Origin of the sequence: Kaistia hirudinis, assembly GCF_014196455.1 — a bacterium.
In the GTDB taxonomy this organism is placed as follows: domain Bacteria; phylum Pseudomonadota; class Alphaproteobacteria; order Rhizobiales; family Kaistiaceae; genus Kaistia; species Kaistia hirudinis.
The window spans coordinates 18,483-37,399 of sequence record NZ_JACIDS010000002.1; the positions used below are offsets into that span (position 1 = coordinate 18,483).

General features: G+C 65.8%; 20 protein-coding genes. 8 read left to right on the top strand and 12 right to left on the bottom strand.

The window, feature by feature from the left end; genetic code table 11:
- Positions 1 to 87: 87 nt before the first annotated feature.
- The 7 genes from GGR25_RS05185 to GGR25_RS05215 all read left to right on the top strand — a co-directional run bounded on the left by GGR25_RS05185 (position 88) and on the right by GGR25_RS05215 (position 7,769).
- Entirely contained in the window at positions 88 to 1,203 is a 1,116-nt protein-coding gene (locus GGR25_RS05185; protein ID WP_246409396.1) for an FAD binding domain-containing protein, read from the top strand.
- A 203-nt stretch (positions 1,204 to 1,406) separates the two neighbouring features.
- Positions 1,407 to 2,387 carry an ABC transporter permease gene (locus tag GGR25_RS05190; protein WP_183397713.1) on the top strand — a complete coding sequence of 327 codons (981 nt, stop codon included), beginning with the start codon at positions 1,407 to 1,409 and terminating at the stop codon, positions 2,385 to 2,387.
- Between the two features lie 80 nt (positions 2,388 to 2,467).
- A complete protein-coding gene (locus GGR25_RS05195) occupies positions 2,468 to 3,535 on the top strand; it encodes an ABC transporter substrate-binding protein (protein ID WP_183397714.1) in 1,068 nt (355 codons plus the stop codon).
- Positions 3,536 to 3,637: 102 nt separating this feature from the next.
- Entirely contained in the window at positions 3,638 to 5,134 is a 1,497-nt protein-coding gene (locus tag GGR25_RS05200; protein WP_183397715.1) for a sugar ABC transporter ATP-binding protein, read from the top strand.
- Entirely contained in the window at positions 5,131 to 6,072 is a 942-nt protein-coding gene (locus GGR25_RS05205) for an ABC transporter permease (protein WP_183397716.1), read from the top strand. Before GGR25_RS05200 ends, GGR25_RS05205 begins: the two co-directional genes overlap by 4 nt.
- A gap of 38 nt (positions 6,073 to 6,110) precedes the next feature.
- Complete coding sequence (locus GGR25_RS05210) at positions 6,111 to 6,983, top strand: SMP-30/gluconolactonase/LRE family protein (RefSeq protein WP_183397717.1); 873 nt, start codon at positions 6,111 to 6,113, stop codon at positions 6,981 to 6,983.
- 78 nt (positions 6,984 to 7,061) lie between these two features.
- Positions 7,062 to 7,769 carry a GntR family transcriptional regulator gene (locus tag GGR25_RS05215; RefSeq protein WP_183397718.1) on the top strand — a complete coding sequence of 236 codons (708 nt, stop codon included), beginning with the start codon at positions 7,062 to 7,064 and terminating at the stop codon, positions 7,767 to 7,769.
- Between the two features lie 18 nt (positions 7,770 to 7,787).
- On the opposite strand, the gene GGR25_RS05220 is transcribed toward GGR25_RS05215, so the two are convergent.
- The 8 genes from GGR25_RS05220 to GGR25_RS05255 all read right to left on the bottom strand — a co-directional run bounded on the left by GGR25_RS05220 (position 7,788) and on the right by GGR25_RS05255 (position 14,938).
- Complete coding sequence (locus tag GGR25_RS05220) at positions 7,788 to 8,477, bottom strand: SDR family NAD(P)-dependent oxidoreductase (RefSeq protein ID WP_210299828.1); 690 nt, start codon at positions 8,475 to 8,477, stop codon at positions 7,788 to 7,790.
- 107 nt (positions 8,478 to 8,584) lie between these two features.
- Entirely contained in the window at positions 8,585 to 9,565 is a 981-nt protein-coding gene (locus GGR25_RS05225; RefSeq protein ID WP_183398591.1) for a transketolase family protein, read from the bottom strand.
- Positions 9,565 to 10,455 carry a transketolase gene (locus tag GGR25_RS05230; RefSeq protein ID WP_183397720.1) on the bottom strand — a complete coding sequence of 297 codons (891 nt, stop codon included), beginning with the start codon at positions 10,453 to 10,455 and terminating at the stop codon, positions 9,565 to 9,567. The genes GGR25_RS05225 and GGR25_RS05230 overlap by 1 nt, the downstream gene beginning before the upstream one ends.
- Positions 10,456 to 10,489: 34 nt before the next feature.
- Positions 10,490 to 11,593 (bottom strand): glycerol dehydrogenase, encoded by a 1,104-nt coding sequence (locus GGR25_RS05235; protein ID WP_183397721.1) that lies wholly within the window; start codon positions 11,591 to 11,593, stop codon positions 10,490 to 10,492.
- A gap of 985 nt (positions 11,594 to 12,578) precedes the next feature.
- Entirely contained in the window at positions 12,579 to 12,974 is a 396-nt protein-coding gene (locus GGR25_RS05240) for a hypothetical protein (RefSeq protein WP_183397722.1), read from the bottom strand.
- A gap of 374 nt (positions 12,975 to 13,348) precedes the next feature.
- Positions 13,349 to 13,861: a hypothetical protein gene (locus GGR25_RS05245; RefSeq protein WP_183397723.1), complete on the bottom strand. Its 513-nt coding sequence runs from the start codon at positions 13,859 to 13,861 to the stop codon at positions 13,349 to 13,351.
- Positions 13,862 to 13,899: 38 nt separating this feature from the next.
- Positions 13,900 to 14,271 (bottom strand): DUF3768 domain-containing protein, encoded by a 372-nt coding sequence (locus GGR25_RS05250; RefSeq protein WP_183397724.1) that lies wholly within the window; start codon positions 14,269 to 14,271, stop codon positions 13,900 to 13,902.
- A gap of 85 nt (positions 14,272 to 14,356) precedes the next feature.
- Positions 14,357 to 14,938 carry a tyrosine-type recombinase/integrase gene (locus GGR25_RS05255; RefSeq protein ID WP_183397725.1) on the bottom strand — a complete coding sequence of 194 codons (582 nt, stop codon included), beginning with the start codon at positions 14,936 to 14,938 and terminating at the stop codon, positions 14,357 to 14,359.
- A gap of 612 nt (positions 14,939 to 15,550) precedes the next feature.
- Here GGR25_RS05255 and GGR25_RS05260 point away from each other — a divergent pair.
- Positions 15,551 to 16,273 carry a hypothetical protein gene (locus GGR25_RS05260; RefSeq protein WP_183397726.1) on the top strand — a complete coding sequence of 241 codons (723 nt, stop codon included), beginning with the start codon at positions 15,551 to 15,553 and terminating at the stop codon, positions 16,271 to 16,273.
- On the opposite strand, the gene GGR25_RS05265 is transcribed toward GGR25_RS05260, so the two are convergent.
- Genes GGR25_RS05265 through gspG form a run of 4 tightly spaced genes read right to left on the bottom strand, consistent with a single transcriptional unit; the run spans position 16,270 to position 18,901 of the window.
- On the bottom strand, positions 16,270 to 16,818 hold the full coding sequence (locus tag GGR25_RS05265; RefSeq protein WP_183397727.1) for a hypothetical protein: 549 nt from the start codon (positions 16,816 to 16,818) through the stop codon (positions 16,270 to 16,272). The genes GGR25_RS05260 and GGR25_RS05265 overlap by 4 nt on opposite strands.
- Entirely contained in the window at positions 16,815 to 17,363 is a 549-nt protein-coding gene (locus tag GGR25_RS05270; protein WP_183397728.1) for a hypothetical protein, read from the bottom strand. Before GGR25_RS05270 ends, GGR25_RS05265 begins: the two co-directional genes overlap by 4 nt.
- Complete coding sequence (locus GGR25_RS05275; protein WP_183397729.1) at positions 17,360 to 18,436, bottom strand: hypothetical protein; 1,077 nt, start codon at positions 18,434 to 18,436, stop codon at positions 17,360 to 17,362. Before GGR25_RS05275 ends, GGR25_RS05270 begins: the two co-directional genes overlap by 4 nt.
- A complete protein-coding gene (gspG, locus tag GGR25_RS05280; protein WP_183397730.1) occupies positions 18,437 to 18,901 on the bottom strand; it encodes a type II secretion system major pseudopilin GspG in 465 nt (154 codons plus the stop codon). It lies immediately after the preceding gene.
- Between the last annotated feature and the right edge of the window lie 16 nt (positions 18,902 to 18,917).

An 18,917-nucleotide genomic window follows, 5' to 3' on the forward strand; every position in this document is an offset into this window, starting at 1 on the left:
GACAGAACCATGCACCGTCCTGGCTTAGATCGGTACTCCGACGGGCTGCTCGCCGCTGCCGCCCGAATTGATCCGGAGGGAAAAGCCTTGGGCCCGCGCATCCTCGTCGTCGGTGGTTCGATCGGAGGTCTGTTCGCTGCGGTGCTGCTGCATCGCGCAGGCTTCGATGTCACGGTCACCGAGCGCTCGCGTCATGGATTGGAAGGTCGTGGCGCCGGTCTCGTTGCGCAGGAAGAGGTCTTCGCAATCCTGCGCGAGGTCGGTTTCGAGCATGTTGCGCGCATGGGCGTCGTCGCCCGTGAACGGATCTATCTCGACCAGGCGGGCGGGATCATCCATCGCCAGCAAATGCCGCAGGCGCAATTGTCGTGGGACCTGCTGTTCCGCAGCTTCCGCGAACTGCTGCCGGCAGAACGCTATCAGACGGGGCAGCAAGCGGTGGCGGTCGAGCGGGAGGGGGACGGCGCCCGCGTCCTCTATGCCGACGGAAGCGCGGAACAGGCTGATATCGTGATCGGCGCCGACGGGATCGGGTCGGTGGTCCGCACGGCCGTTGCAGGCGGGAGCTCGCGCCCCGCCTATGTTGGCTATGCGACGTGGCGCGGCCTGGTGCCGGAAAGCGCCGTTCCGCGATCGGCGGCGCATCAATTGTTCGATCGCTTCGCCTTCTACGAGATGCCGCAATCGCAGATTCTCGGCTATCTCGTCGCCGGAGCGGATGGCGGGATCGAGAAGGGCCGCCGCCGATACAACTGGGTCTGGTATCGGCACTATTCGGCCGATGCCCTCGAAGCGGTTCTGACCGATATCGATGGCGAGCGCCGACCGTTCTCGGTTGCGCCCGGCCGTGTGCGTCCTGAAATGGTGGCTGAGATGCGGGGCGACGCCGAGCGGCTGCTGCCGCCGTCCTTCGCCGCCGCGGTTCTGGCGGAGCAGCAGCCCTTCCTGCATGCCATTTTCGACTACGCGCCTCCGCGCATGGTGGCCGGTCGAATTGCCCTCATGGGTGACGCGGCCTTCGTGGCCCGCCCGCACACCGCTATGGGCGTGGCAAAGGCCGCCGGGGACGCCTTCGCCCTCCGCGACGCGCTTCGCGGCGCGTCGGACCTCGATGCGGCGCTTGAAGCCTATGAAGCCGAGCGCGCGCCGGTCGGGCGGTCCATCGTCGCCTATGGCAAGCGGCTTGGACAGTCGCTCGACTGATGCCGATCCGGCCCGCCGGGTTCATCCCGCCCGTCTGCCGAGAGTAAGGTGCCGCCATCAACCAGTCCCGAATATCATGCATCATGCATGATGCTTGACGCCGCGCAGGTCGACGTATAGTCGATTAGGCGAGGCGCCGCGGGCGCGGGCGGCCGGCTTGAGCGGGTCACCAGCGTCGCGGCGGGAGGATGGGAGGAGCGTGCATGACGGCCGGCATGGCCTCGGAGGGACGGACGTCGAGCCTCGTGCAGGGGCTCCGCAGCCTTGCGCTGACGGCTGTCTCCGTTCCCGCCTATCCGGCGCTGGCTGGTCTTCTCGTCGCCTCGGCCTTCCTGCAGCCCAAGGCGCTGACGCTGCCTTTTCTCCTGATCGTGCTGCGTCAGGCCGTCCCGCTCGGCCTCGTCGCCATCGGCCAGAGCCTCACCATGATCGGCCGCTCGATCGATCTCTCGGTCGGCGGCGTGATCGCGCTGGTCAACGTGCTGCTGGCGCACCGCATGTTCGCGACCGGCGCGCCCTGGATGTCCTTCGTCATGCCGCTCGCGCTCGGCGCGGCGGTCGGCGCGGTCAATGCGCTGTTCATCGCGCGGCTTCGCGCCTCGGCCGTCATCATCACGCTCGGCATGTCGATCGTGCTGGTCGGCCTTTCCTATGTCGTCAGCGGCGGTGCGCCGGGTGGGCAGGTGAATGCCGCCGTGCGCTGGATCGCCACCGGCCGGCTCGGCCTCTTCCCGATCGCCGCCTTCGTATGGGCCGGCGTCGCGCTGCTCGTCGGCCTGACGCTCGCCCGCCTCGTCATCGGGCGGGAATTGCAGGCGCTCGGCGCCAATTATTTCGCGGCGCGGCTTGGCGGCTTGCCCGTCGGCAAGACGCTGCTCGTCGCCCATGTCGCCTCGGGCGCCATCGCCGGGGCGGCCGGCATCGTGCTCACCGGCTATATCGGCACCGGCACCCTCAATCTCGGCAATGAGCTGGTGCTCGCCTCGCTCGCGGCGGTGGTGCTCGGCGGCACCTCGTTCGGCGGCGGCCGTGGCGGCGTGCTCGGCATCGTGGCCGGCGCGCTGGTGATCACCTATCTCGCCAATCTGCTGCGCGGCATGGGCGTCGCCCAGCCGTTCCAGCTCGTCATCCAGGGCCTCATCGTCGCGGGAGCGGCGGGCCTTGCGGCGCATCGCAGCCGATGAGGCGGCGGGGGCGTCAAGGAAATGCCGGAGCCGCATCAGGGCGCCGGACGATACGAACCATCCAATAAGGGAGAGAGTGGATGAACAAGCTGAAAGGCATGCTCCTCGGCGCGAGCATGCTCGCGGCGGCAAGCCTCGCCGCCGGACATGCTTCGGCCGAAGGGCTCGACTTCAATCCGGGCCTCAAGGCCGCGCCCGGCGCGACCGAGGTCAAGCGCGAGCCGGCCAAGAAGGACAAGTTCGTCATCGGTCTTTCGAATATCTCGCTCGTCAACACCTGGCGGGTGCAGATGATCGAGGAGGCGAAGTACGAGGCGACGAAGCATCCCGAGATCGCCGAGCTGGTCGTGACCGACGCGGGCGGCAATGTCAGCAAGCAGGTCTCCGACATCGAGGATCTGCTGGCACGCGGCGTCGACGCGCTGCTGGTCGATCCCGGCTCCGAGACCGCGCTGAACGGCGTGCTCGACAAGGCCTATGCCAGCGGTATCCCGGTCGTGCTCTTCGCCTCGAAGGCCAATCCGCAGCACTACACCACCAAGATCCTCGGCGACGACCGCTTCTTCGGCAAGGCCGGCGCGGACTACCTCGTCGAGGCGCTGGGCGGCAAGGGCAACATCATCGCCATCCGCGGCATCTCCGGCAATTCGATCGACAATGATCGCTGGGCCGCTGCCGAGGAGAGCCTCAAGGCCGGCGGCATCAAGGTCATCGACACGGCGTTCGGCGACTGGGCGTATGACAAGGGCAAGCAGGTCTGCGAGTCGCTGATCGTCGCCCATCCCGATATCGACGGCATCTGGTCGTCGGGCGGCGCCATGACCCAGGCCTGCGCCGAAGTCATGCAGGAGAACGGCCTGAAGCTCGTGCCGATGACCGGCGAGGGCAATAACGGCTTCCTGCGCATCTGGCAGGAGATGAACCTCGACTCGATCGCCCCGCAGTACCCGACCTGGTTCGGCCAGCAGGCCGTCATCGCCGGCGTCAAGCTGCTCAAGGGCGAGCCCGTCCAGAGCGACTATTTCCTGAACCCCGATCCGATCCGCAAGGACCAGATCGCCACCTACTATCGCCCGGACCTCAACGACTCCTATTGGGTCGGATCGAGCCTCCCTGACGACGTGCTGAAGAAGATCTACGCCAAGTAATCTTCGCCAGACGCGCCAAACGGGTCTCCGGCTACGGCCGGAGACCCGGACATGATGATGAGTGAACGGCGATCCGCGACCCGGTTATCGCAGAGCAGGACGATGGCCCCACTTCTCGAAGCGGTCGACATCCACAAGAGCTTCGGCTCGGTCGCGGCGCTCGTCGGCGTCTCGCTGGCGCTGAAGGCCGGCAGCGTTCATGCCGTGCTCGGCGAGAACGGCGCCGGCAAGTCGACGCTGATGAAGACCATCGCGGGCGTCCATGCGCCGACATCCGGCACGCTGCGCTTTAAGGGCGAAGCTGTCGCGTGGCGCGACGCCGAGGCGGCCAATGAGGCCGGCGTCTCCACCATCTTCCAGGAGTTCATCCTGCTGCCGAACCTGTCGGTGGCGGAAAACCTCTTTCTCGGCCGCGAGCCGCGCACGCGCCTCGGTCTCGTCGACCGCCGCGCCATGATCGCCGAAAGCCGGCTGGCGCTCGAACGCCTCGGTCTCGCGCTCGACCCGGAGCGGCTCGCCGGAACGCTCGGCGTCGCCGAGCAGCAGATGGTCGAGATCGCCAAGGGCGTGATGCGCGACGCCGATATCTTCGTCTTCGACGAGCCCACCGCCGCGCTCGGCGACCGCGAGGCCGAACGGCTGTTCGCGCTCATCCGCGAGCTGCAGGCGAACGGCAAGGGCATTCTCTATGTCTCGCATCGCCTGCCGGAGATCTTCGCGCTCTGCGATACGGTGACCGTTCTCAAGGACGGGCGCTATGTCGACACCTTCGCGACGGAAGGCGCCACGTCCGATGCGCTGGTCGCCGCCATGGTCGGCCGCAAGCTCGAACAACTTTATCCGCCGCGCTCCGCCCATGCCGCCGACCGGCAAAGCGACGTCGTCGCCTTCGAGGGCGTCAAGGCGCCGGGCCTCGCCGGGCCCGTGGATTTCACGGTCCGCAGCCACGAGATCGTCGGCCTCGCCGGCCTCGAGGGGCACGGCCAGATCGAGATTACGCGCGCCTTGTTCGAGGGCTGGCGGCTCGACGCCGGCACGATCCGCTTCGCCGGCGCGCCGATCCGGCATGACGACGCGGCCGGCGGCATCGCGGCCGGCATCGGGCTCGTGCCGGAGGATCGGAAGCGCGAGGGCCTTTATCTGTCGCTCGGCGTCGATCGCAATATCGCGGCCGGGCTGTTGCCCGGCCTTTCCGGCGCGCGGCTCGCCCCGCAGGCCCGCGCGGGCGTCGCGGAACAGATCCGCCGCCTGCGCATCCGTCTCCGCGACCCGTCCCAGCCGATCGGCGATCTTTCCGGCGGCAATCAGCAGAAGGCGCTGCTGGCGCGCTGGCTGCTGCGCGACATCCGCCTGCTGATCTGCGAGGAGCCGACGCGCGGCGTCGACATCGGCGCGAAGGCCGAAATCTACGCGCTGCTGCGCGAACTCGCCGATCGCGGCATTCCGGTCCTCGTCACCTCGCGCGAACTGCCCGAGTTGATCGGGCTCTGCGACCGCCTCGTCATCTTGCGCGACGGCGCCACGGTCGGCAGCATGCCGGCGGCCGAGGCGACCGAGGACAAGGTGATGCGCGCCGCCATCTATGGGGAGCTCGGATGAGCATTCTGACGTCCGCCCATGCGCGGCAGGCGCGCCGCCGCTCGGCACTCCCCGCCGTCGCGCTCGCCGTTCTGATCGCCGCCGGTCTCGCCTTCACGACGCCCGGCGCCTTCTCCGCGCAGAACATCGTCAATCTCCTGAACCAGCAATCGAGCGTCATGGCCGTGACGCTCGGCCAGACGCTGGTCATTCTCGCCGGCGGGTTCGATCTTTCGGTCGGCTCGGTGGTCAGCCTGACGACGGCGATCCTGAGCCTCGAAATCCATCCGCTCGGCGCCTTCGCTCTGGCGCTCGTCGCAGCCTTTCTGGTCGGGCTCGCCAATGCGGTCGGCATTGTGCGCTTCCGCATTCATCCGATTCTGATGACGATCTCCACCATGACGATTGTCCAGGGCGCGGCGTTGTTGCTGCGGCCGATTCCGGGTGGCACGGTTCCCGCGGGTCTCGTCGCCTATGCCAATGGCACGCTGTTCGGCCTGCCCCTGCCGATCTATGCCATGGTGGTGCTGGTGCTGCTGACGAGTCTTCTTCTCGGCGGAACGCGCTTCGGCCTGCATGTCTATGCGGTCGGCGGTTCGCCGGAGAATGCGGCGCTCGGCGGCGTGCGCGCCGCGCGGGTCGTTGGCGCTTGCTATGTCCTGTCCGCGCTGTTCGCCTGCCTCGGCGGCATCAATCTCGCCGCGCGCATCGCCAGCGGCGATCCGCTGGTCGGCGCCAGCTTCGCGATCGATTCCGTTGCGGCGACGGCGCTGGGCGGCACGCTGCTTTCGGGCGGCATGGGCTCGATCGGCGGTTCGGTCGCCGGCGTCGCGGTGCTCGCCCTGCTGGCCAACGGCCTCAATTTCTGGAACGTATCCACGCATTTCCAGATGCTCATCAAGGGCGCGCTGCTGATCGCGGCCGTGAGCGCCCATCGTCGCGCCGCGCCCGGCCTTTGAGCCGCGCGGCCCATTCACGCCAGGGAGGCACCCGACCCATGAAGATCGAGGCGATCGTCGACTGCAACACCATCCTCGGCGAGGGCCCGCTCTGGGACGTCGCCGAGCAGCGGCTCTACTGGATCGACAGCTATGGCCAGAAGATCTTCCGCGCCACGGCGACGGGCGGGGAGGTCGAGAGCTGGGACGTGCCGCAGAAGATCGGTTCGATGGCGCTGCGGAAAGACGGCGGCGCGATCCTCTCGCTCGCCGACGGCTTCTACCTGTTCGATTTCGCGACCGGCGCGAGCACGCTGATCGGCACGGTCGAGCGCGCGGGCCCGAATATCCGCATCAATGACGGCAAGGTCGACAAGCGCGGCCGCTACGTCTCGGGCAGCATGGACATCACCGAGGCGAGCGCCGACGGTAAGCTCTACAGCGTCGGTACGGACCTCTCGATCCGCGAGATCGACGATGGCATCGTCGTTTCCAACGGCCCGTGCTGGAGCCCGGACGGCTCGATCTTCTATTTCGCCGACAGCCGCTCGCGCGCCATCTGGGCCTATGACTACGACCTCGCGACCGGCAATGTCGCGAACAAGCGTCGCTTTGCGCTCTTCGGCGAGGAGGACGGCCTGCCGGACGGCGCCACGGTCGACGCCGAGGGCTATGTCTGGAGCGCCGGCGTCTACAAGAGCAAGCTGCACCGCTTCGCCCCGGATGGCTCGCTCGACCGCACGATTGACATGCCCATCGTCTGCGTCACCTCCGTGATGTTCGGCGGCCCCGATCTCGACACGCTCTACGTCACGTCGATGAAGACGGCGCCGGTGCCGGGCGTGGTCGAGACCGGGCCGCTCGCCGGCAGCCTGTTCGCGATCACCGGGCTCGGCATCCGCGGCCTGCCGGAGACGCGCTTCGCCGGCTGAGACGGCGGCGCAAGGCGGGCGTGCGGAAGAGAGCGGACCCGGCTAACATCGAAGCCGTGCTTCAAAGGGATCCAGAGAATGGCCGTGAAACCCGTCTCGCGGGAAAACCTCTCCTCGCAGCTCTATAACAGTCTGCGGGCCGCGCTGATGGAAGGGCAGTTCTCGCCCGGGCAAAGGCTGACCATCTCGGCCGTTGCCGAGGAATACGGCACCTCCATCACGCCGGTGCGCGAGGCGATCTTCCGCCTCGTGAGCGAGCGCGCGCTCGAAGTGCGCGCCGCGACCTCCGTGCAGGTGCCGCGGCTGAGTCCGGCGGATCTGCGCGAGATCGTGCGCATCCGCATCGAGCTCGAGGGGCTCGCCGCCTATCGCGTCGGCGAGATCGCGACGGACGAGCAACTGGCGGAGCTGGAGCGGATCAACGCCGATTTCATCAAGGCGGCGGCCGTTGATTCCGCCGAGGCGGCGCGGATCAACCGCGCCTTCCATTTCGCGATCCTGCGCTTCGCCGGCATGCCGATCGTCGAAGGCATCTGCGAGAATATGTGGGTGCTGATGGGGCCGTTCCTGCGCATCTTCCATGAGCGCATCCCCGTCCGCCAGCTCACCGGCGACGACCACAAGCACTACAATATCCTCGCCGCGCTGAAGCGGCACGACGCGGAGGCCGCCAAGCGCGCCATGCAGGAGGACGTCGCCTGGAGCGAGGCGCTGGTCCAGATGCTGGAGCGCGAGGAAGCGGAGGCGGCCGACGCCGCGCCGCCGGCAAAGCCCGTGCGGCGCTGAGGACGGCCCGAGGTCTCCTCAGGCGGAGGAATAGCCGCCGTCGACCGGGATGACCGTGCCGGTGACATAGGACGCGGCGGGCGACAGCAGGAACGAGATCACGGCCGCGACCTCGGCCGGCTGCGCCCAGCGGCCCATCGGGATGCGGCCGGTGATGCGCGGGCCGCGCTCGGCATCGTTCTTCGCCCGCGACGACATTCGCGTCTCGATCCAGCCCGGCGCGACCGCGTTGACGCGGATGCCGCGCGGCGCCCAGGCCACCGCCATCGACTTGGTCAGCGAGACGATGCCGCCCTTGCTGGCCGCATAGGCCGGCGCGCCGGCCGTGCCGAAATAGCTCCACATCGAGGCGATGTTGACGATCGCGCCGCCGGCCTTTTCGAGCTTGGGCAGCGCCACATTGGCCGCGCCGAGCACGGCCGTCAGGTTGATCTCCAGCACCTTGGCGAATTCGTCGGTCTGCCATTCGCGCTCATGGCGCAAGATGCCGGCGCAATTGACGAGCCCGTGGATTTCGTCGGCGCCCGCCATGGCCGCGGCGAGCGACTCCGCCTTGGTGACGTCGGTCTCGACGAAGGTGACGCCGGCGGGCAGTTCGTCCTCGCGCTCCAGCCCCGCCGCGATCACCTTGTAGCCTTCGGAGGCCAGCAGCGTCGCCGTCGCCAGGCCGATGCCCGTTCCGCCGCCCGTGACCACAGCCGTCTTCATGTCGTTTCCTCCCACTTCGCCGGTATCATGGATCCGGTCCCGACCATCCATACGCGACGGCGCGCTCCGCTTCGATGCCCGTCGCGCGCCGCCGTCCCGCCAAAGCTTCAGCCGTTCATCACGCCGAGCGCCACATCCTCGATGCCGGCGGCGTCGAGCTTGTAATGCGCATAGAGATGCGTCGGCGGCGCGATCAGGCTGTACTCGTCATAGATGCCGTGCCGCCTGAGCTTGACGCCCGCGCCCTCGTCGGCGAGCACTTCTGCCACCGCCGCGCCGAGGCCGCCGATGACATTGTGCTCCTCGACCGTCAGCATCTTCTTCGCGCTGCCCGCCGCGCGGAGGATGGCCTCGCGGTCCAGCGGCTTGATCGACGCCATGTCGATGACGCCGACCGAACGGCCGGCGGCGTTGAGCTTCTTCGCCGCCTCCAGCGCGCCGTGCACGGCCATGCCGCAGGCGATGATGTTGAGTTCCTCGCCGATACTGTGCACCACGGCCTTCCCGAACTCGAACGTCACGCCGTCCTCGTAGACGATCGGATCGCGGCCGCGCGAGATGCGGAAATAGATCGGCAGCTCATAATCGGCCGAGGCACGGATGGCGGCCTGCAATTGCGGGCCGTCCGCCGGCGAGACGACGGCAAGGTCGGCGATCGAACGCATCGTCGCGATGTCCTCGGTCGCGTGATGCGACGTGCCGTAGAAGCCGAGCGAGATGCCGGTATGGTGGCCGATCAGGCGCACGGGCTGTGCCGAATAGGCGACGTCCATGCGGATCTGCTCGCAGCACAGCAGGCCCAGGAACGACGCGAAGGTCGCGACGAAGGGCTTGAGGCCGCAGGTCGCGAGCCCCGCCGCCGCCGTCACCATGTTCTGCTCGGAAATGCCGAACTGGATATAGCGGTCGGGATAGGCCTTGGCGAACTTGTTGAGGCCGTTCGAATATTGGAGATCGGCCGAGCCGGCGACCACAGGATGGCCCGCCTCGGCGAGCTCGATCAGCCCGTCCGAGAGATAGGACAGGCCCGGATTGCGCGCATTGAGCTCGCGATAGTGCCACGAATTCGGGGAAAGCGGTCCGCTCATCATCCAATCTCCCTGGCTTCGATCTCGTCGATGGCGCGCTTGGCGTCTTCGGGGTCCAGCCAGCCGAGATGCCAGCCCGGCTCCGTCTCCATGTAGGAAACGCCCTTGCCCTTCATGGTCTTCGCGATGATGCAGCACGGCTTGGTGCGGGCCATGTCGGCCGCAACGCGGCGCAGCAGCTCCGTCAGCGCGGCGACGTCATGCCCGTTGACGACATGCACCTCCCAGCCGAAGGCGCGCCACTTCTCGTCCAGCGGCTCGATGCCGATGACGTCGTCGACTTTGCCGTCGAGCTGGTAGCCATTGCGGTCGACGATCGCGATCAGCCGCGAGGCCTTGTGCGCGGCGGCCGAAAGCGCGGCCTCCCAGACCTGGCCCTCCTGCATCTCGCCATCGCCGAGCAGCGCGAACACATTATAGGTCTCGCCGGTGAAGCGCTGCGCGAGCACCATGCCGAGGCCGCCCGAGAGGGCATGGCCGATCGAGCCCGACGAGAAGTCGACGCCCGGCACCTTGCGCATGTCGGGATGGTCACCGAGCGGGCTGCCGAGGCGGGTATAATCGTCGAGCCATTCCTTCGGGAAGAAGCCGAACTCGGCGAGGATCGGGAACTGGCCGACCGCCGCATGGCCCTTGCCCATGAGGAAACGGTCGCGGCCGGGCCATTTCGGCTCGCCCTGCCGGATCTTCATGACGTCATAATAGAGCGCCGCGAAGATCTCCGCCGCCGAGAAGACGGAGGTGTAATGCCCCGTCTTGGCGATATCGATCAGCCGGATCGTCTCGAGGCGGACGAACTTCGCCTTTTCCTTCAGCATCGCGACCGTTTCGGCCGTCGGCGTGAAGTCGTTTTGGCCATGCAGGGCGGCAGATCCGCCGGGCGACGACATGGTTTCCTCCTCGGTTGGTGCGGGTGAGGGCGGCTCAGGCCGCCCGGACGGGTCCTGATGGCGAAGCGGCCTCGACGGCGCACATGGCGGCCACGAGATCCGCGACGGACAGAGGTCGCTCGAAATTGCGGGCATGGGGCGCGGCCAGCGTCGGCTCGGCGATCGCGGCCAGCATGGCGTCGTCGATGTCGGTTGCGCCGAGCGCGGCCAAGGTCTTGGGCAGGCCGAGCCGGTCGTAGAAGCCATAGAGATCGGCGAAGAACGCCGCGTCACGGTCCGCCTCGAGCGCGAGCTGGACGAGCAGCGCATAGGCGACCTGGAGCCCGTGCTGCGCCTCGCGCACGCCCGGCACCTTGGAAAGGCCGCGCGTCATGGCATGGGCGATCGAAAGGCCCCCGCTCTCGAAGCCGAGCCCGCTCATCAGCAGCACCGCCTCGATCAGTTCTTCGAAGGCGCGGCTCGGCTGGCCGCTGCCGGCCTCGCCGAGCGCCGTTTCGGCATGGCGCCGCAGCACGTCATAGCAGGCCGCGGCGAGCGCCACGCCGGAGAGCGAGGACCGCGCGCCGAACATATTGTTGCCGTCGGCGCGGAGGCACTGCTCGGCCTCGAATTTCTTGGTCAGCGCATCGCCGATCCCGGCCAGCAGAAAGGCGCGCGGCGCCAGCGCGATCAGCGCGGTGTCGACGACGACATAGCGCGGGCTCACGGGGAGATGACGCACCTCGACGAGGCGATGATGCGCGTCATAGACGACATAGTTCTTCGAGGTCGGCGCGTCATTGGAGGCGACCGTCGGCAGCGACATATAGTCGGCGCCGCGCTCATGGCTGATCGCCTTGCCGGTGTCGATGCACTTGCCGCCACCGGCGGCGACGATGACATCGGCCTCGATGCCGGAAAGGCGCGAACGGAGATCGGCGAGCGCGTCTTCGGTGACCTCGCCCTCGGTCGCCTCGATATGGACAGCAACGCCGGTAGCCTCGCAACTCGCCCGTACGCGCGCCTCGATCAGACCGAGCACGAAACGATCGGCCAGAACGATCGCGCGCGGCCCGCAGGCCGCGATGAATTCGCCGAGGCGATCGAGCACGCCGGGACCCTGAACATACCGCCCCGGCGCTCCGAACACCAAAACCATCCCGATCTCCCCCACTTCCGGCTCGCTACAGGAAGCATCATGCATGATATATGATGTGCGTTTCTAGGCGAGTTCCACGGGCGAGGCAAGGGCAGAGATGCGGCGTGGCATGATGCGCCGTTCACGGCGTCGAGAGGATCTGTCGAGCGACAGACAGTACGGACTGAGCGAGATCGATGGGGCCGGGCAGCTGCCGGTGTCGGCAGACAGACGGGGCCTGCGGATCATGCCGGCGAGGGGCTGCCTGGGGCGGCAGGCACGTCGAGTCGGGATTGCCGGCTGCAGCCCGGCAATGACACCCGTCCGGAAAGCCTGAATATCGATGGGTCAGCGACATCGACAAACACGCCAACGAACGCTGGCGTCCAGGGCCAGTCGCCGTCTGCACCTTGGTCGAGATTCGTATTATGTCGGGAATGTCTTCCGGGGCAGGGAGCGAAGCTTGCCGGGGGAGGGGTGGTGCCGCTTACATCACTCATATTAGGCCTCTAACTGACTGATAACCATCATGGATAAAAAATAGAAGAACGATCATACCAACTAAAATACCAACATCTCTTTGTGCTCGATTTTCGCCCGAGCGGAGCACCGCGTCCGATGCGAGATATCCACACAATGTTCGTTACCTGCGGCCCCAGCTATATGGCCTCAGAATCGGCTGCGCGTGTGACGACTCCTCCTGAGGAGGGATGCGAGCTTAGACTGGAGACGCGACCGCCACTGCCACTCCAAACGTGGCGGGCGCCGTCCGGCATCAGTGGAGCCGGTGCCGGTAACGGCAGAATGAGGACCGACCGTCAAATGTCCTAACCGGATCGGTGGACGGGCATTGCGCCCCCCATTGTGTGGCCGTGGACCATTCATAGCAAACTGGTGCACACTCCCACGGTAACGTATGGGACGCTCATCCGGACATCCCCGCGGCGCGCCACGGGCAAGCCGGTTGGCGCGCGCCAACCGGCTGGGTTGTTGGTGAGCGCCTACTTTACTGGATCCAAACTTTCGCTGACCAGCCATCCTGGCCACCGCGTTTAGCTAAACAGTGCATATTCAAGATGTTGAATGGGGATTCAAGACTCACATTCACCATGTAGAATGGAACTGCTGCGACAATAAAATATCCTTGAGCATTTCGTTCGATAGAGACATTCGATTCATCATCAATATCTGGATATGCGGCCTCCAGCCGCTCCATTTCCTGGGTTTCGGTGGGCTCAGTTGGCTCATTAGAATTCGTGGCGTACTTCTGCTGAAAAACCTCGACGCACTTCGAAAACGCGCCGCGTCTATCGTCGCTATCGTCGTCGCCAAACGCGCGCGATGCCACTATTCCGACCACGACCACGCTGGCCAGGCCGATGTAGAAAAGCCTTGACTTCATTGTTGTCCCCGTTTTGCACGACCAAGTGCACGCCGCACCCGGCCTGGCGCCAGGTGGTTGGTCGCGTGAAAACGAGGCTGAACACGCCCTGCCTATTTCTCCAGTCCGTGCAAACGCAAGCGCTCGCACGGATGTCGAGTTTTGTATTTGGCAGGCCACCCGACATGGGGGTCTGCCTCGCTATTGCCGCGACCAAGCGACGTGTTTTGATGATGGCACATCGGCCACCTAGGGGCAAACCGAGCGAACCACGGGTGGATGTCCGCGCACTGCTCGATTCGTTGCCGTCTTGAAGGTATTGCTCGGGGGCAACGCGCCACCTTGCGCATTGCATGGTTAGAGCGTCGACACCCGGATCGGCGTTAGGTACTGCTTCACGCGAGACGGAGCCAAATGATCGACGCACCGTCGATGATCGATTCCCTTCGACAGCGTTCGATACGCACACGACTGAAGCCGGCGCTGTCGAAAAACGCCAGGTATGCCGTCGTGAACCTATGAGCGACCGTCCAGTGGTCGAATTCGCCTTCCAATCCGACGAGCACTGCCGAGTTCGTTTGCGGTAGCGCCTGATCGAGCCACAGCAACACATCGTTCGAAGGGACACGCTTCTGGCCATGAAAGGGGCGCTCGGCCGTTAGTTCGAGCCCATGTCGTTTGGCAATGTGTGTGCGCGCAGCTCCCGTCAGCTTCCACAGGGGGGCTGCGTCCATGCCGTACGTAGTTGCTCGCAAGGCGCCGATTTCCTTATTTGCCGCCCGCATGAGCTTCGAAAACAGCAGCTTCAGTTCCCCCTCGTCGAGAGGCGCTCTCGTGCCGATAGCTCGCCGAACGGCGTTGATGACGGCGTAGACTCCGCATAGCGCGTCGAGGTCGCCCTGCCGCAAGGGGACTCGATGATCTCGCGTTCTCATCACCTGCCCGCTCAATACTCATTGGCCAGCATCACGGTCATCACACGAGCGGTGACCTTAGCGTCGGCGGGGTCTGGAGAATGAAGGCGCAAACTGCGGTCGTAATAGTCGATTTTGAAGAGGACCTTCCTTTCCTCGAATACGATGGAACCAAAGTCGCGTTCGCCGTAGGGATCGTTGTTGGTATCGAACGCTTCGAATGCTGCGATCGCCGCCAGGATCGCGGCAACCGCGGCAGGGCCCATTTCGGCGATGCCGTCGGTCACCACAACACTGCCACCGCGATGCTCTGTCCGCAGCGCGTCGTTGTGGCGGCGGATGCGCTCCAGGCGTGAGGGCGAACGACGACGCGACGGTTTTGACGAAGTGTCATGATTGTTCATGATTTGTTCCAATCTAACTACAAGCACATACCCGCGAGTGGACGGCACAGCCATTGATGTCCGGCCGAGCGATCGAGGCTGACGATCACAGCCGGTGCACCAAGCGCCGCTGCGCCGGCTCACTGCCATCAATGTAGCCCTGCGTCGTCTTCAACGACCGATGACCAGCGAGAAGCTGAACATCCCTCAGCGAGCCGCCGGCCGCTCCCGCAAGCCGCGCCGCATGCGTGATGAAAGTGCGGCGCCCCGAATGTGAGGAGCATCCGATAAGGCCCAGTTCGGCATAGAGCCGGGCGAACCAGTTGACGACTGAATCGGGCGTCATTGGCCGAGCACGCTCGGATCGCACCACGCTAGCCAATGGGTCGACGATGGTGACGCCCTGAAGCCGCGTCAGCGCTTGCTTGAGCGCTGGATGCATCGGAATCCGACGACCGCTGCCCTTTTTGGCCGCGCGTGCCGGTAGTTCGATCGTCGTGGCGATCCGGCCGCGGTGGTCGGTCACCATTCGCCACGTCAGTCGGGCGATTTCGCAGGCCCTTAGCCCTGCTTTGACACTCAGCTGTAGCATGACGGCATTTCGTTCGGGATGGCGGCTATTCGCCACCCATCGCAGCGCACGACGAACGTCGGCGCCGCCAAGGACCTTGGCGGGTTGTCCAAGCATGAAACTCTCTCTGTGTTGACGGTGGTTTCGTCAGCGCGCGGCAACTCGCCGGCTGACGATTGATAATACCATGCCGCTCAAAAAAATCAATATAATCAGATACTTATATTGATGGCGAGCCAATTGCGTCTCGCGAGGCGCAACTGAGGGCGCCGCGGCTCATGGCCGCCGTGGCGTGGGCACGGCGGATAATCTGAAACGGGTTCCTATCGTCGAGTTTGCCGCCGCGCCGTCGTCAAAGGGTATTGTAAGCCTCCACGCGGTCGCGCTGGGGGAGCGTTGAGCTATGTGAGACACGCTACCAAATTGTTTGCGACCGGCGCCCTGAAAGCACGCGGCGTTGCGCAGAGACCCATGCTGTTAGCGCCAGATCAGACCAGGGGTGCGGCGCCGTCACGGCCGGGCGCGCCAAAGTCGTGGACTGTCGGGCGGGGCGATTGTTGACGCTCCCGATCTGTGGCCATCTCCTAGGTATCGCCGCTGGACGCGGAGAAGCTCCACGGGGGCCATTGGATGCCGGTCGAGAGCACGATGATCGAAGCCGGCCGACCTCCGACCGCTTGTGCGTCCTGTTCCAGGAGCGGCCGACCCAGAGCGGATGATCAGGGCTTCGTGCTTCTCTTCGTTCTGCTTACGATCGCCGTTCTCTCAATCGGAGCGATTGCACTGTCGACCCGGTCGCTGAACGCGATCGACACCACGAGGGCGGAACTCGCCGCGGCTGAGGAGCGTGCCCTTCTCGATGCGGCGACGGCCCGGGCCATCCGGGCGCTCCAATATCGCGAAGACCCGCTCGAGCTTCCGAAGACATCGAGAGCCCAGCCTGCCTCCTGGCAATTTGGATCGTCGACCGTCTCGATCTTCCTGGAGCGCGAGGGCGAGAAATTCGACGTGAACGCGAGCGATCTCGGCGTGCTGCCGCGCTTTGCAGCAAACCTCGCGCTGTCGGGGAAGAGCCGGCAGACGGTCGTCGACGCGATCACGCGCGCGCGTGCCGATCATGTCATCATCTCCGACCTCGGAGCGCTGCTTCCCGATTGCGAGCGACTCGGCAATGGCGCCAGCCGGCTTGCGCGCTCGATGACGATCGCGACGCGGCAGCGGATGCCAGCCGGCCTCGACGGCGCCGCGACGCCGGATCAGCCGTCCATTAGTGAGCCCCAGCCTTCGCCGACGACAACGAGTCCCTTGCTGACCATCGTCACGGAGCATGGCGGGCAGGAGCTCAGAACGCTCGTGAATGTGCTGGCGCGTGCCCCCCACGTCGAAATCATCCAGTCGACGATGACAGCGTCGACCAATGATGAGGTCTGCGACGAGGGGATATCGGATTAGCGGCGGAAGCGGCGAATGACGGAGCTGGGGCCGATCGAGGGCGCTTGCTGAGGGGGCAAGTTTACCTGGGCCTCGCCTGCTAATGTCTCGGGCGCAGCAGCGTCGGTCGAAGGCTGATCGAGCATAAGGATCGAGCGGACACCATCGCCTTCGAGCGTGACAGTCTTGCGGGCGATCTCGGCGACGGTCCATTGCTCGAAGACCTCGCCCTTGCGCAGGCGGACGATCGGTCCGTCCTTGCTCTGCTGGAGCACCGCAACATTTGCGCCGGGGCCGCCGATCACGCCGATCAGGCGAAGATCCGGAGCCTTGGGCGCGGTGTCGACGGGTGGGGCTGCCACGACAATCGCGGCCCGAAACAGGTCGACGCCCGGCCCAGTTGGAGCAGAGGCCGGGACCTGCGGTTCCACAAGGGCGGCCTTCGCGGTCGTCATCGGCCGTTCGTCCAAGCCGCCGACATCCGGCGCCGATGAAAACGCCAGAGGCCAGGCGATCAGCGCGAACAGCGTTGTGTTGACGGCGACGAGAGCGAGGCGGCGGCTCATGGGTGTTCGCTTCCGCTGGATGTCGGCGCCTGCGCGAAGGTTCGGATCACGCTGGACACGTCCATCAGCTGGCCGTCGCCAGAGCGGGTGACGGCGAGTTCCTCGACGAACCAGGGCGGCGAAGCGGATTCGATCAACGATGGCAGGCGTCCAGCGACCGCGGGCGAAAGACGCGCCGTGAAGCGGCGGCGGATCAGATCGCTCCCTTCGCTCTCGGGAATGGGAATGAAGACCAGATCGACCGCCTGTGTCCGCAACTGGTCGGATAGAAGAGCGGACGCATCCTGTCTCGACGCGGCGTCGACCGGCGTCAGAAACGGGGCTATCGACGGGTCTGTGCGGAGCGCCCGCATCTTGGCTTGAAGTGCCGACTTGTCCGGAGTTCGCGCACGAAGGGCATCCAGACGCGCGTCGAGGTCGTTGATGTCCTGCTGCACCGCGAGCATCGTGCCGACGACAGGCGCCAACAGCAGGAGCGTGAGGACGGACAAGACGGCCAAGCCCGATGCCGCCAGGGTGGTGCGGCGTCTGTCGAGACCGTTCATGGTGCTGTCTCCGGGCGGACCGTCAGTTCCCAGATCGACATGAGCGCGTCCGGGCGGCTCGTTCGATCCATGACGACCTTCGCGACGGATAGCGTGGTGGCGGCAGGAAGTTGCAGCGTGCTCGCCGAGCCGATCGGCTGCCGGACGACGAGGCGACCGCTATGCCCCGACCAGGCAAGTTCTTCGATCTGCGCGTCGGCCGGTAGCGCCTGCGCGAGATCATTGAAGACGGCCGACACGGACGGAAAATCCTGCCGGGCCGTCCTGATCTGCGCGCGCATGCGCTCGAGACCGGCTACTTCGGCGGCGAGCCGCTCTCCGGCGCGGACCTCAACGATTGCCGACTTGATCTCGCCTTGGAGCCGTTCTCGCTCAGCCTCGGCGTTCTCAAGGTGCAGCCAGACGAGCGCAATGACGAGGCCGGCGGCGAGTACGGCGAGCAATAGGTCGATAGCGAGTGCCCGGCGCAGCCGCTTCTGCATCTCCGACCGGATCCAGACAACAGCGGTATGATCGTCACCCAGATGGAGTGCATCGACGGCGAAGCCAGCCTGCTGGGCTTGTTCTAAAAGGGGATTCGTGACGCTCCGCGGGACGAGTGCGAGCTTCAGTCGCGTCACCTCTCCCTTGGACTCCATGCGCTGCCAGCCGACGTGGACTTCGTTCCATTCGAAGGGTGTCCAGCGCGATAGGCCATAGCGTAGCGCCGTCTCCGGCTTGCGAGCCGCTGCATTCGGGATGTCCACCTCGCAGCGCAGCACACGCTCGGGTGAGACCTCAAGAATGACGGGGCGGCGGACAGCGGCTTTCCGAAGTTGTCTGTCGTCGCGCTCCGTCGCATTCGCAACGTCGGATGTGGCCGGGCGCAGCGGATCGACGAGACGCGCGTGAACATGATCGTCACGGATCTCCAGCCGCACGGCACGCTGATCGCCGAGGACGATGGATCGCAGCCAGACAGGGGCGAGCGAAAAAAGATCGGCCAGGCCCGCCACCACCTCGGATCCGATCGAGCGGGTCGCGATCATCCACCGGTCGAGTGCGCGAGGCGGGTAGGTCGTCCGGTCCGACATTCAGCGCATCCAGTTGCCGATATCGGCGTCGACGCCTTCGCCGCCGGCCTTGCCGTCTGCTCCGAGGCTGACGATGTCGAACTCGCCATGCTCTCCCGGTTGGCTATAGGTGTAGGCCCGCCCCCACGGATCGGTCAGCACCGTGCGTTTGCGCAAATAGGGGCCGTTCCAACGTTCGACGCCGGCGGGCTGCTCGACAAGGCCGATCAGTGCGTCTTTGCCTTCAGGTAGGCTTCCGACATCGATGCGGTAGAGTTCGACGGCCGTCCCGATCTCCTCGATCTGGAGATGGGCCGTCTGTGCCTTGGCGCGGCCGAGATAGCCGATCAGCTGGACCGAGCCGAGCGTTGCCAGGAGCCCGAGAATGACCATGACGATCAGAATCTCCAGCAGCGTCATGCCGCGGTCATCGGTCCAAACCCGCCTCAATCGAGCCGGAAGGCTGCGCGCCAGATACCTCGTCATGCCAGTGGTCTCGTCA